This window comes from Apolloniradiicaulis salifontis (assembly GCF_053756655.1).
Map to the genome: position 1 here is coordinate 3,096,302 of NZ_CM132387.1, position 12,351 is coordinate 3,108,652.

The 12,351-nt window shown below is 69.5% G+C and carries 12 protein-coding genes and 1 tRNA gene; 8 read left to right on the forward strand and 5 right to left on the reverse strand.

All coding sequences use genetic code 11. The features are described from left to right. Window positions 1–110: 110 nt before the first annotated feature. Window positions 111–716, reverse strand: coding sequence for a manganese efflux pump MntP (locus tag ACWCOP_RS14755; protein ID WP_478249085.1), 606 nt, complete (start codon window positions 714–716; stop codon window positions 111–113). A 1,154-nt stretch (window positions 717–1,870) separates the two neighbouring features. On the opposite strand from ACWCOP_RS14755, the gene ACWCOP_RS14760 reads away from it, so the two are divergent. Both ACWCOP_RS14760 and ACWCOP_RS14765 read left to right on the forward strand, forming a co-directional pair. After that, a complete protein-coding gene (locus ACWCOP_RS14760) occupies window positions 1,871–2,716 on the forward strand; it encodes a hypothetical protein (protein ID WP_478249086.1) in 846 nt (281 codons plus the stop codon). Window positions 2,717–2,801: 85 nt separating this feature from the next. Next, window positions 2,802–3,539 carry a creatininase family protein gene (locus ACWCOP_RS14765; RefSeq protein ID WP_478249087.1) on the forward strand — a complete coding sequence of 246 codons (738 nt, stop codon included), beginning with the start codon at window positions 2,802–2,804 and terminating at the stop codon, window positions 3,537–3,539. A gap of 8 nt (window positions 3,540–3,547) precedes the next feature. Here ACWCOP_RS14765 and ACWCOP_RS14770 read toward each other — a convergent pair whose 3' ends face one another. Genes ACWCOP_RS14770 through tsaD form a run of 4 tightly spaced genes read right to left on the reverse strand, consistent with a single transcriptional unit; the run spans window position 3,548 to window position 6,366 of the window. Continuing rightward, window positions 3,548–3,922 (reverse strand): Rieske (2Fe-2S) protein, encoded by a 375-nt coding sequence (locus ACWCOP_RS14770; protein WP_478249088.1) that lies wholly within the window; start codon window positions 3,920–3,922, stop codon window positions 3,548–3,550. Continuing rightward, on the reverse strand, window positions 3,889–4,182 hold the full coding sequence (locus ACWCOP_RS14775) for a YciI family protein (protein WP_478249089.1): 294 nt from the start codon (window positions 4,180–4,182) through the stop codon (window positions 3,889–3,891). Before ACWCOP_RS14775 ends, ACWCOP_RS14770 begins: the two co-directional genes overlap by 34 nt. A gap of 43 nt (window positions 4,183–4,225) precedes the next feature. Beyond that, complete coding sequence (locus tag ACWCOP_RS14780) at window positions 4,226–5,218, reverse strand: NAD(P)H-dependent glycerol-3-phosphate dehydrogenase (RefSeq protein WP_478249091.1); 993 nt, start codon at window positions 5,216–5,218, stop codon at window positions 4,226–4,228. An 11-nt stretch (window positions 5,219–5,229) separates the two neighbouring features. Beyond that, window positions 5,230–6,366 (reverse strand): tRNA (adenosine(37)-N6)-threonylcarbamoyltransferase complex transferase subunit TsaD, encoded by a 1,137-nt coding sequence (gene tsaD / locus ACWCOP_RS14785; RefSeq protein WP_478249092.1) that lies wholly within the window; start codon window positions 6,364–6,366, stop codon window positions 5,230–5,232. Window positions 6,367–6,456: 90 nt separating this feature from the next. On the opposite strand from tsaD, the gene hemC reads away from it, so the two are divergent. From hemC to ACWCOP_RS14815, 6 genes are all read left to right on the forward strand, one after another. After that, complete coding sequence (gene hemC, locus ACWCOP_RS14790; RefSeq protein WP_478250698.1) at window positions 6,457–7,410, forward strand: hydroxymethylbilane synthase; 954 nt, start codon at window positions 6,457–6,459, stop codon at window positions 7,408–7,410. Further along, the gene (locus tag ACWCOP_RS14795) at window positions 7,407–8,114 is read left to right on the forward strand and encodes a uroporphyrinogen-III synthase (RefSeq protein ID WP_478249094.1); all 708 of its coding nucleotides are present in this window, start codon (window positions 7,407–7,409) and stop codon (window positions 8,112–8,114) included. The genes hemC and ACWCOP_RS14795 overlap by 4 nt, the downstream gene beginning before the upstream one ends. A gap of 146 nt (window positions 8,115–8,260) precedes the next feature. Then, the gene (locus ACWCOP_RS14800) at window positions 8,261–9,637 is read left to right on the forward strand and encodes a hypothetical protein (RefSeq protein ID WP_478249095.1); all 1,377 of its coding nucleotides are present in this window, start codon (window positions 8,261–8,263) and stop codon (window positions 9,635–9,637) included. Continuing rightward, window positions 9,634–11,151, forward strand: coding sequence for a heme biosynthesis HemY N-terminal domain-containing protein (locus tag ACWCOP_RS14805; RefSeq protein WP_478249096.1), 1,518 nt, complete (start codon window positions 9,634–9,636; stop codon window positions 11,149–11,151). Before ACWCOP_RS14800 ends, ACWCOP_RS14805 begins: the two co-directional genes overlap by 4 nt. A gap of 14 nt (window positions 11,152–11,165) precedes the next feature. Then, window positions 11,166–11,846 carry a uridine kinase gene (udk, locus tag ACWCOP_RS14810; protein ID WP_478249098.1) on the forward strand — a complete coding sequence of 227 codons (681 nt, stop codon included), beginning with the start codon at window positions 11,166–11,168 and terminating at the stop codon, window positions 11,844–11,846. A 125-nt stretch (window positions 11,847–11,971) separates the two neighbouring features. Continuing rightward, window positions 11,972–12,047, forward strand: a tRNA-Thr gene (locus ACWCOP_RS14815). Window positions 12,048–12,351 lie beyond the last annotated feature (304 nt).

The following is a 12,351-nucleotide window of genomic DNA, read 5'->3' on the forward strand; positions in this document are numbered from 1 at the left end:
GCAAGCGGATCAACGCTTGCACAAGAGCGAGACGGATTACGCGGGGCGAGGGCGAGAGTCAAGCGAGGACGTAGCCGCAGGGCGACGGCGCGGTCGTCTTTAGTGTGTCCTCACGCGAAGACCACGTGACTGAGCCAGATCGACACGCCGATACCCACCAGGATGAGCCCGCCCAGAAGCTCGGCCCGCTTGCCCAGCGCCGCGCCCACCATGGGCCCGATCAGAAATCCCACCGTGCTGATCCCCGCCGAGACCAGGCCCACCACAAGCGCGATGACCACGCTCACCCCCGACAGGCTCAGGGCGATTCCCACCGCGGCGGAGTCGATGCTCGTGCCCACGGCGGTGGCGAGGGTCGTCACCAGCGTCTGAGGTCGGCGCGCGCCCGCCGTTTCGATTTCGCCGCCAGCGTTGTCGCCAGCGTCGTCACCAGCGTCTTCGGCCTCGAACGACTCCAGGATCATCTTGCCGCCGATCACGCTCAGCAGCACCAGCGCGATCCAGTGATCAAGGGCGGTGACGAAGCCGGCGAAGGTGAAGGCCAGAAGCCAGCCGGCCAGACACATCAGGCCTTCAACGCCGCCAAAGATCAGCCCGTTGCGAACCGCCTCCATCGGCGCGACCTGGCGCCTCACCGCGCCGCGCGCCACCGAAGCGGCGAACGCGTCGCCGGACAGGCCGACCGCCGTCAGTCCCAGGGTGAGAGATGCAAGCATGACCGGCCGCCTTCAAAATTCGGGCGCGACCCTGCGTCGCGCCCCTCAGCCGGTCAAGAAGCGCGCGCGCGCCGAATGATCTCGTGCGCATGAACGAAACCGGTTCCCGGTCCGATCCCCGGCTTCAGGCCGGGGGCGGAACCGGGATCTACGGCGCGTTGAGGGTCTGGCGCTGTGCCTGCGGCCGGGCTGGCTTTGCGTTTCGCTTCCATGCGCCGCAGATCCCGGTCTTCCCCCCGGCTTTGCGCCGGGGATGAAACCGGGAACCGGGTGGGACGATTTACGGCTGCATCCAGCTTCGACGGCTCTTGCAAAACGCCCCCCTTTCGTCATYCCCGCGAAAGCGGGGACCCAGTGCGGCCTCGCMGGYGCTTTATCCGCCGCTGTCATCCCGGCCGGAGCGCGTCAGCGCGCAGAGCCGGGACCTCACACATTGCAGATGAAGCTTCCGGGTTTCAACGGCTTGAGGTCCCGGCTCTGCGCCCGCGGGGCGGGCTTGGCCGGGATGACAGCGTAGAACTTATCCGCCCCCACTCTCGCCTCCCCCATAATCACCCCCGTCATCYCGCAGGCGAGGCCGCTCCGGAGCGTCCTGTTCGGGCGGGAATGACGGGGTGTCCCGAGTGAGTTCCGGCTAACGCACCGGTCCGCAAAGCGGCGGGTTACGGGTAGACGGGGAGGTTCCGTTGAGTCCCGCTGACCGAAAAATCACCTCAGCGGCGCGGGGGTCGTATCCGGCCTCCAAAYACAYAAMAGAGCCGGCCTGGATCCTCCCGCGCCGCCCTCGCCACACCTTAAAGCCTCGCGCACGATGTGCGGCGGGCGGTTTTGGCGTGTGTGGGCGAAGGAGCGCCCTGAAGCTGCGCCCGCAGCAGACGCCGGTCCGGATCTGCGAGACGGGCGGAGATGATCTCCGGGGCCGTGCGGCGACGATCGGTCTGACGCCGGCGCCGCTCGGGACGCGCGGCCCACGCCGCCCGGCGCGCCTCGGAAAGGATATCGCACGCCGCGCTCGGGGCGTATGATGCAAATCTCTGCGGCGGGCGCCCATTCACCATGGCGGGCCAGCCTTGCATTTTCGCCGTTCTGATGACGCAAAACGCCGCTATCATGGCGGCCTTCGGGGCGAGGCCCCGCCTGAGCGCTGTGAGGCCATGAAACCCATTCGTCCGATCCTTCTGAGTCTCGCACTGGCGTGTCTTGTCCTTTGCGCCGCGCCGCTTCACGCCGCTTCTCCGCCCCCGCCGCCGCCCCCGCCGCCGGCGGGGCTTGAAGCGGCCTATGATGGGTATCCCACGCGGTATTTATGGAGCGGGTATCTCACCTGGGTGCGCGCGCAGACCCATGTCCGGCGCACCGCCGCGTTCGAGGCGATGGACCTTCCCTGGAGCGATGAACCGGGGGCCTGGATCTCGCGCCTGGACGGGCCGCGCTATGAAAGCACCAGCTTCTGGATTCCCCATGGGAGCCTGTTCGCTTTCGATTTTCTCTGCCCGGTCGATGCGGATTTTGACGACGACGCGGCGTGCCAGTGGCGCTATCGCGGGGCGTTTTTCGATGCGCGCGAAGGCGATGTTCACGCCATTGTCGACGACACGTTCGACGCGAACGCCTTCGCCGCCCGTTTGCGGGCCGCCGGCGTGGCGCCGGAGACCCTGGATTACACCTTCACCAGCGATTTCGGTCTGGCGGGTCTGGTGAATGCGCGCCTGGACGCGCTCATCGTCACACGCGATATCCGCGAGGAGACCTGCCCGGCCGTGGGCGAAGCGATCGCGGCGCTGGCCGACCGGAGCATTCCCTTGTCGCCTTTCGGGCCGCCGCCGGGCACGCCGGAGCCGCCTGCGCCCATGCCGCCGGGCGCCGACAGGGAAACACTCACCTTCCCGCTCGGCTTTTATCCCGATATCGACGCCGAGCTGACGATCTCCGGTTCGGGCGCAGGCTCGATGCGGGAGATGCTGTCGCAGCTGGTCGGACCGGTGCGCGCGTGCTTCTGACAGGCTGTCCGGCGGCGCCCCGGCGCCTTGCGCAAATCCTCGCACTGGTGTCCTTTCAGCGCGCTATATGAACGGGAGCGTGCGCATGCAGCTGCACCAGGCGTCCTGGCCGGAAGTCGAGGCCTATCTGAAGCACTCCAAAGGGATCGTCATCCCTGTGGGCTCAACCGAGCAGCACGGCCCCAACGGGATGGTGGGCACCGATGCGATCTGCCCTGAGCTTATTGCGCGCGAAGCCGGCGACGAGGCCGGGTTTCTGGTGGGGCCGACCTTCAATGTGGGCGTGGCTCAGCACCATCTGGGCTTTCCCGGCTCCATGACGCTTCGGCCCTCCACCATGATTGCGGCGGTCAATGACTGGATCGATTCCCTGGTGCGCACGGGCTTTCGGCGGATTTATTTCCTCAACGGTCATGGCGGGAACATCGCCACGCTGGGCGCGGCGTTCGCAGAGAGCTATTCGGCCTGGTCGCTGGACGGGGACGCCTGCCCCTATCAGCTCAAGCAGGCCAATTGGTGGATGCTGCCGGGAATCACGGATCTCTGCCGCACACTGTTTCCTGAAGGTCACGGCTCCCACGCCACCGCCAGCGAGGTGGCGCTGACCTATTACGCCTACCCGAACGCGGTGAAGGACGTGGAGATGAGCCCGAAAATCGCGCCGGACGGGCCGTTCACCGACGCCGCCGACTATCGCAAGCGCTTTCCCGACGGCCGGATCGGGTCTGATCCCAGCCAGGCCACCGTGGAAAAGGGCGAGCGCATCGCCGCGGCGGCGCGCAAGGCGCTGATCGGCGAGGTCACCGCGTTCTTTGCTGAATAGGGCCGAGGCTAAACGGCGACCACCGCGCCGTCGCGCACTTCAACAGCGACGGGTTTCAGCGCGGATTTGCCGGCGGGGCCGCCCACGCACGCCCCGCCGTCCACTTCAAAGCTCGCCCCGTGAAACGGGCATACGATGAAGCGTCCCTCGCTCACCAGCGTCTTGCCCGAGGGCAGGCAGAGCGGCCGGCCCTGGTGGGGGCAGACATTGATGAAGGCGCGCACCGTCTCGCCGGAGCGCACGATCAGGATCGGCGGCGCCTCGTAGTCGGCGGGCAGGCCGCCGGGATCTGGGATGTCGGCAAGCCGCGCCAGAACCGTTCCAGGCGCCGGGCCTGTCTCGTCCAGGCTCACGACAGATCCGCCGGCGCTTTCAGCGTCCACTTGAACGGCATCCAGAACACCTCGCCGAACAGCTCGGCTTTGGCGTAGGGGTCCTGGGCGAGGATGTCGCGCAGGGCCGCCTCGTCTTCGGCCTCCACGATCAAAAGCGAGCCGGCGGGCCGGCCGTCGCCGTCCAGAAGCGGTCCGCCCATCTTCACCGGCGAGCCGTCGGCGCCCGCCCAGGCAAGATGGGCCTCGCGATTATCCAGGCGGAGCGCAAGCGCTCCGGCGCGGTCGGTGCAGGTGACGGCGAACAGCATGGCGAAGTCCTTCGAAATTCAGGCGGGCGACGGTTGGGCGATGTCAGTCGGTTTCGGGTTTGAACGGGCGGGCGAGAAGCGCCTCGATGGCGCGGTCCACTGATAGAGCGCCGGACAGCACAGCGTCCACTGCGGCGCAGATCGGCATGTCCACGCCGTGCTTTTTCGCCAGCGCCACCACGGCCGGGGCGGTGGCGACGCCTTCGGTGACGGCGTTTCGCGCGGCCATGATGTCGGAGAGCGCCTCGCCGCGGCCCAGCGCCAGGCCGCAGGACATGTTGCGCGATTGCGGGGAGGAGCAGGTGAGCACCAGATCGCCCAGCCCGCACAGGCCCGCCAGGGTTTCGCGCCGCCCGCCCAGCGCCTCGCCCAGCCGCGTCATTTCCGCAAAGCCACGGGCGATGAGGGCGGCGTGGGCCGATTTGCCGAGGCCCTTGCCCTCCACGATGCCGGCGGCGATGGCGAGCACGTTCTTCACCGCGCCCCCGGCCTCGGCGCCGATGAGGTCATTGCTCAAGTACGGCCGGAAGGCCGGCGAGCCGATGGCGGCCATGAGCGCCTCGCCCAGGGCTTCGTCCTCGCAGGCGAGCGTCACCGCGGTGGGCAGGCCCCTCGCCACATCGATGGCGAAGCTGGGACCGGACAGCACGGCGGCGCGTGCGCCCGGCACGGTCTGGCGCAGCACGTCGGTCATCAGAGCCAGGCTGCCCTGTTCGAAGCCCTTGGCGCAAAGCACGACAGGAAAGCCGCCGCCGAGATCGGGCGCGAGGGTTTCAAGCGTCCGGCGCGCAAACTGGGCGGGCGTCACCAGAAGCGCGGCGTCGCAGGCTGCAGCCTCGGCGAGGGTGGTGGTGGCGCGGATGCGCTCATGGAGTTTGACGCCCTTGAGAAAGACCGGGTTCTCGCGCGTGGTGTTGATCGCGTCGCAGACCTCGGGCTCGCGCGCCCACAGCACCACGTCGCGCCCGGCGCTCGCCGCGGTTTGCGCCAGGGCGGCGCCCCAGGCGCCGGCTCCGATCACGGCGATGGTCTGCATGGAACGTCCCCTCACGCTTTCGGGCCCTTGCGGCCGGCCCCGCTGGCCGGATCGGCGCTCGCCGCCGCGTCCAGCGGCCAGCGCGCCCGCGCCGGCGCGTCCAGAGCGTCCACCAGCCCCAGCGCCAGGCGTTCGGCGCCGGCCAGCGCGATCATGGCGGCGTTATCGGTGCAGTATTTCATCGGCGGCGCAACCCGCTCGAAGCCGCGCGCCTCCGCCGCCTCGCGCAAGGCCTCGCGCACGGCCGAATTGGCCGCGACCCCGCCGGCTACGACCAGCACTTTATGATCGCCCAGCCGGCCGGCGACCTGATCCATGGCGCGGCCCGCCCGCTCGGCGAGATGGCGGGCGATGGCGCCCTGAACCGCGGCGGACAGATCGGCGCGGTCGATGTCGGTGGGCGCTTCAAGCCCGTCCCAGACGCGCCGCGCCGCGGTCTTGAGTCCTGCGAAGGAGAAATTGCAGCTTTTGTCTTTCAGCAGCATGCGCGGCAGGGCGAAGCGGTCCGGGTCGGCGCTCAGGGCCGCGAAGCGCTCCACGGCGGGGCCGCCTGGAAAGCCCAGCCCCATTACTTTGGCGGTCTTGTCGAAAGCTTCGCCGGCCGCATCGTCGATGGTGGAGCCCAGACGCGTCATGGCGCCCACGCCCTCCACCAGCACCAGCTGGGTATGCCCGCCGGACACCAGAAGCAGCAGATAGGGAAAATCCAGGCGCCGGGTCAGGCGCGGCGACAGGGCGTGGCCTTCCAGATGATTGACCGCGATGAGCGGTTTTCCAGCGCCCAGCGCAAGGCCCTTGGCGGTCATCAGCGCGGCCATCACCCCGCCGATCAGGCCCGGCCCGGAGGTGGCGGCCACAGCGTCCATGTCGCCAAGCGTCAGCTGCGCTTCGCCCAGAACCTGGCGCGCCAGCTGGTCGATGCGCTCGGCGTGGGCGCGTGCGGCGATCTCTGGAACCACCCCGCCATAGGGGGCGTGATCGGCGTTTTGCCCCAGAACCGCCTCGGCGAGCACGGTCACCGAGCCGTCGCTTGCGCGCCGCACGATGGCCGCCGCGGTGTCGTCGCAGCTCGATTCAAGACCGAGCACGGTGAGCGCGCGCGGCGTTGATACGGGTTGCGAGTTCTGTTGAGCATGGGATAACGCCATGATCAGTCGTTAGCGCCCGTCCGGCGCGCTGACAATCATCCGATGAAGCCGCTCGCGCTTTAACCTCAGGAGTCGCCCTTGCCCCAGCCGATGGTCCCCATGGCGATCGCCACACGCACATCGCCGCTCGCCATGGCCCAGTCCCTGGATGTCCAGGCCCGCCTCGCCGCCGCCACCGGGCGCGACAAGGAGTCCGGCTTCCCGATTCTGGGCATGAAGACGACCGGTGACCGGATCACCGATCGCGCCCTGCTGGAGGCTGGCGGCAAAGGCCTGTTCACTAAGGAGCTGGAGACCGCCTTGCTCGCCGGCGAGGCGCGCTTTGCGGTCCACTCCATGAAGGACGTGCCCACAAAGCTTCCCGAGGGCCTCGAGATCGCCGCGATCCTGGAGCGCGAAGATCCGCGCGACGTGTTGCTCACCCGCGACGGTGTCAGCCGCATCGAGGATCTGCCCCACGGCGCGGTGCTGGGCACGGCCTCCATCCGGCGCCAGTCCCAGGCGCTGGCCCTGCGCCCGGACCTGAAGATCGTCCTGCTGCGCGGCAATGTGGACACACGGCTTGAAAAGCTGCGCTCGGGCGAGGTGGACGCCACCTTCCTGGCGCGCGCCGGGCTGCGGCGGCTGGGCCGCGCCGAGGCCGAGCGCGAACCGCTGGCGCCCGAAGCCGTGCTGCCTGCGCCCGCACAAGGGTGTGTCGGGATCGAGATCCGCTCAGACGATGACGAGGCGCGTGAAATCCTGAAAGCCCTCGACCACAGCGCCAGCCATGTCTGCGCAGCGGCCGAGCGGGGCTTTCTCGCCGCGCTCGATGGATCCTGCCGCACGCCCATCGCCGCCTACGCCATGCTGGAGGGACAGACCCTGCACCTGCGCGGGGAAGCCCTGTCGCCCGACGGGACCCTGCGCTGGGCCGATGAAAGCCGCGACACGATGCAAGGCGCCGATCCGGCCGAGGCCGCGCGCTTCGGCTATGCGCTGGGCCTGTCGGTGAAACAGGCCGGCGGCGAGGCGCTGGCGCGCGCCGTGGCCGAATCCACTTGAAACCCGTCCTCGTCACCCGAGCCGAGCCCGGCGCCGCGCGCACCATGAAGCGCCTTCGCGAACGCGGCGTCACGCCGATCAACGCGGCCACCGCGCGCATCGCCTATCGCGAGGCCTCGATGAATCTTGACGTCGTCTCTGCGCTCGCCTTCACCAGCCCCAACGGCGTTGACGCCTTTGCGCACAATAGCGACCGGCGCGACCTTCAGGTGATGACGGTGGGTGCGGTGACCGCTGCGGCGGCGCGTGCGGCCGGGTTCATATCGGTGACCAGCGCCGACGGCGACGGCGCGGCGTTGGTGCGCCTGATCGCTTCGGCCCCGCCTGACGGTCCGGTCCTGCATATCAGCGGCGCCGCCCAGGCCTTCTCGCTCACCGAGGCGCTGGCCGGGATCGGGGTCAGGGCGGCGATGCAGATTCTCTACGACGCTGTGGAGACCGGGCCGCTGGAGCCCGAAATCGTCGACGCGCTTGAAGCCGGCGCCATTATTCTGGTGCATTCCCCGCTGGGCGCGGCGCGCTTCGCAGCCCGCGTCGAAGAGGCCGGCTGCAGAAAGGCGCTGGCGCGCTGCCAGGTGGCGGCCCTGTCGGCCAAGGCTGCGGCGCCGCTGACCGGCATGTCCGCGGGCCGGGTGAGAAGCGCTGAAACGCCGGACGAAGAGGCGCTTTTCCGGGTGCTGGACCAGATGCTGGCCAAATCCTGAAGCCGGTCTTGCCTGCGCCCTGATTCAGGCGTGACGCGTTTCCGGGCGGGCCCTGGACAGGCGTACGGCGCAGACTGCGGCCCGCCGCGCGCGTGGTTTCCAGCCTGCGCGACGCAGCCTAGACTGCGCGGCCAAAGAGGAACGCCATGAGCGATAGCGACAAACCCAAAGACGATCCGCAAGCGGGCCGGCCCGGTGATCCAGAGCCGGTGGATGCAGAGCCGGTGGACGCTGAATTCGAGCCCGCGCCGGACGCTTCCGCCGAATCGGGCGAGGACAGGCCAAAAAAATCCGGCGGCGCAGGCGCATTGAAGGTTTTTCTTCTCGTGGTGCTGGCCGCCGCCATCGGGGGCGCCGCCGGCTATGGCTTGTCGCGCTATCTGCCCGCCCCGTCCGAACCCTCCACGCGCGGTTCCGGCGCTCAGAGCGCCGCCCTCGAAGCGCGCATCGCGGCGCTGGAGTCGCAGAGCGCGCCGGATGTGTCAGGGCTGACCGAACGGGTGTCGCGCCTTGAAAGTGTTACCCAGGCGCGAGACGGGCTGTCCAGCCGCGTCGATACGCTGGCCGCCTCCTTGAATAGCCTGGAGCGTCAGATAGCGTCAGGCGCCGGGAGCGAAGGCCAGGGGGAGGGCCAGGGCGAATCCGGCCCGGCCCTTGCCGAGCTAGAAACCCGCATCAATGACGCGTTCAACGAAGTTCAAGGCAGGCTGGACGCGCTGGCCGGCGATATCGAAACCGCGCGCGGCGAGGCCGACGCCGCCCGCTCCGCCGCGCAGCAGGCCAACGCAGCGCTGGCGGGCCTCAGCGCTGGCGAAAGCGAGACCGACGGGCCGTCCGATCCGCGCCTGGCGGCGCTTTCGGCACGCATCGACGCCCTGGCCGCGCAAGTCGACGATCTGCCCGCCGCTGCGCCTTCCGACGCCGCCTCGCAGCGGGCGGTCGAGGGGCTTGAAGCTCGTCTGGGCTCGCTGGCCGAGGATATTTCAGACCTCGCCGATCGTGTCGCCGCGCTGGAAAGCGCTTCGCCGCCGCCAGATGCGGGCGCGCAATCGACCTTCGAACCCGATAACCTGGCCGCCCGCGCGCTGGCGTTCGCCGCTTTGACCGAAGCGGCGTCGCGGTCGCAGGCCTTTGCGGTGGAGCTCGAAGCGCTCGCCCGCGTCTGGCCGGGCGCGCCGCAGCTTGGCGCCTTGCGTTCGGTGGCCCGCGACGGCGCCCCGACGCCGGACCGGCTTCAGGAGACCTTTCCAGGCGAGGCGCTGCGCGAAGCGACCGGTGAGATGCGCACCTATTTTGGCGTATTGCGCGTTGCGCGGGAGGCGAATGAAGGCCCCGCCGCCGCCATCGAGCAGGCTCTGGCCGAGGACGATCTCGCCGAGGCCGCGCGCCTTGTGGGGTTGCTGGACGCGCCGGGGCTCGCCGCCGTCGCAGACTGGCGCGCGGGCCTTGCCGCGAGGCTGCGGGTGCGCGAGGCCCTGAATGAGCAATCCGCCGCACTGGCGGCTGCAGGAGACCGCGAATGATCCGCCTGGTCCTGACCGTCATCCTTTGCGTCGTCACCGCGGTGATCGCGGTCTTCCTCACGCTCAATCCGGGCCTGGTGACGATTGAATTTCTGGGCGTGAACGCCGAGGCGCCGTTCGCGCTGGCCGCCGGAGCGCTAATCCTTTCCACCTTCCTTCTGGTGTTCGGCTGGTGGCTGGTGGCCAAGGTGTGGGGCGCGCCCGACGCGTTTCGCAAATACCGCAAGGGCCGCCGGCGTGAACAGGGCTTTGACGCGCTGGAGCGCGCGCTGATCGCGTCGGCCGCCGGGCAGGGATCGCTGGCGGTGCGACAGGCCTCGCGCGCTGAAGCGCTGCTGGACCGTCCGGCATTGTCTCGCCTTCTCGCGGCCCGCGCCGCCGAAGCCGCCGGCGATCTGGAAAGCGCGCAGATCCATTATGAATCGATGCTGGAAGACCAGAAAACCCGTCTGGTGGCCCAGCGGGGCCTGACCACCATCGCCGAAGCGCGCGGCGAGCCGGCGCGCGCCATCACCTACGCGGCGGACGCGTTTGAGCGCGCCGGCGGGGCGCGCTGGGCGTATGACTCGCTGTTTTCAAACCAGATCGCCGATGCGCGCTGGGCGCAGGCCGAAACCACGCTGAGCGAAGGTGAGCGGCGCGGCCATGTGGAGACCGCCGAGGCGCGCCGGGTGCGTGCGGTGCTGCTGACCGCCGAAGCTCGCCGAATGGAGGGCGAGGATCCTGAAACCGCCGCGAAGCTGGCCGAGCGCGCCGCCGACGCGTCGCCGGGCTTTGCGCCCGCCGCCGAGCTCGCCGGGCGCCTGCTCGCCACCGCGCGGCGCCACCGCAAGGCCGCCGACATCCTGGAGGAGGCCTGGAAGCGCCATCCCCACCCGGCGCTGGCGCGGGCCTATGGCGATTTGCGAAAATCCGACACAAGGGCCAAGCGCGCCGAGCGTCTGCGCGCGCTGGCGGCCCTGAACCCCGATCACCGCGAAAGCCGGCTTCTGCGTGTGGAGACCGCCATCGACCAGGCCAATCCCGAAGGCGCGCGCGCCGACCTGTCGCCGCTGCTGGCCCAGCCGCCGGTGTCGGCGCGGGTGTGCGTGCTGGCGGCTCGCCTCGACCAGCTGGAAGGCGACGAGGCGGGGGCGCGGCGCTGGATGGCCCGCGCGGCTCATGCGCCGGGCGAGGCGGACTGGTCGGACATCGACGAGGCGGGCGCCGCCTTCACCTTCACAGACGCGGACTGGACGCGCATGGTCCATGCCTGGGGCCGCGAGCAGCGCCTGATCCACCCGCGCCATGAGCGCTTTGAAATTCCCGCCGCCGCAGCGCCGGAAAGCGCGCTGCTGGAACCGCCGCGCGCCCGGCCCGCGGTGGGCGGCGCGCCCTCGCCGGACAGTCCCTCCGCAAGCCCGGCGACAGGCGCTGTATCAGGCGCCGAAGGCGGGGGCGACAAGCGCGATTCAAGCTTCTATGAACCGGGGCGCGCGCCAGACGATCCGGGCGTAGACGATGAAAAGCCCTAGCTGAAGGCCCCGCCATGGACGACGCACGCGCGCACCGGCGCCTGATCATCGGGGTTACGGGCGGCTCGGCTTCGGGCAAGACCGAGATCGCAAGGGCCAGCGCGCGCCGGGCCGCGCCCTTGTCGGCGCTGGTCCTGGCCGAGGACGATTATTACGGAGATCACGGCGCCAAGCCGGATTTTGATCCCGCTAATTTCAATTTCGACCATCCTGCGTCTCGCGATCACGCGCTTCTGGCCCGGCAGCTTGCGGCGCTTAAAAGCGGCTCTGCGGTGGACGCGCCGATCTATGATTTCACCATCCACCGCCGCCGGTCGGACACGCGCCGCATTGAAGCCGCCGACATCATCGTGGTGGAGGGCATTCACTTGTTCTGCACCGAGTCGGTGCGCACCCTGTTCGATCTGCGCGTTTTCGTGGACGCGCCCGACGATATCCGGCTCGCCCGGCGGCTGCTGCGCGATGTGAACGAGCGCGGGCGCACCGCCCATTCGGTGGTGAGCCAGTACTTACGCACCGTGCGGCCCATGCACCATGAATGGACCGCTCCGGGTCGCGAGCACGCCCATCTGGTGATCCGCAACGACGCCGCGGCCGCCCGCCCCGCCGACCATCTGAACGCCTTTTTCACGGCGCTCGCTGAACCGGTGGCCAAGGTGATTGATCGCTTCAAGCAAGGCGCCCCGGCGCGCTGATCGCTTCGTCGCGCCGGGCGCTGACCGCCGGCGCGCCGCGGGCTTCATTACCCGCTTGCGGGTCCGCGCGTTCAAAGCTAGGTTCCGCGCCCGGTGGAGACAGGCCTCCCGGGGCCGCCTCCCGCGCCGCTTTAGCTCAGCTGGTAGAGCAACGCATTCGTAATGCGTAGGTCGCGTGTTCGAGTCACGCAAGCGGCACCATTTCCTTCGGTATGATTTGTCCAAAGACGCTCCGGCGTGGGGTCCGGGCGCTTGTGGCGGGCGGGATGGACCGGCGCTCTGCAACCCGCCGTCGCAGGGTCCTGAAAGCTTCAACGGGCCCCGCGACGCCGGAGCGGTCCCTCGCCATGGCCGCGCCGAGCCCGCCCCAGCCGCCGTCGAAGCGGGCGTGAAGCCCGCTCCGTCCCTCCGGGGGCCATCCGGATACGGCGTATTCACGGCCGCCCAGCGAGGCGGGGCGGTCCGCCGCTGGGGCGTGTTCACCAAATTATCCTTAATTTTTACT